The 238-nt window shown below is 65.5% G+C and carries 1 protein-coding gene; it reads right to left on the bottom strand.

The genetic code is table 11. The annotated features are described in order from the left end of the window. The coding region (locus tag IB278_RS34375) for a hypothetical protein (protein WP_225613359.1) at nucleotides 1–238 on the bottom strand (238 nt) is incomplete at both ends.

Here is a 238-nt window from a genome sequence, read left to right as displayed (position 1 = left end):
GCATCCTGCGTGTTGACCAGCGCCGTGTCGATGGGCGCTGCCAGCACGACGGACGGGCCGTCGTCGTCGAAGCGGATGTTGGCACCGATGTTGAGCACCTCGGAATCGGTTGCGGTGTCGCCGTCCCCGTCGGTGACCGTCACCGTGTTGGTCAGGGTGATCAACGTGTCGGCCAGCGTGGCCTCCTGGTCCGCGTAGTTGGACGAATCACCCGGCAGCGCATGATCGATCTCGGCGA

Source organism: Variovorax sp. VRV01 (assembly GCF_014852545.1).
GTDB classification, from domain to species: Bacteria; Pseudomonadota; Gammaproteobacteria; order Burkholderiales; family Burkholderiaceae_C; genus Variovorax; species Variovorax beijingensis_A.
Note: the sequence above shows the minus strand (reverse complement) of the source record. Positions and strands in the feature narration are given on the sequence as shown.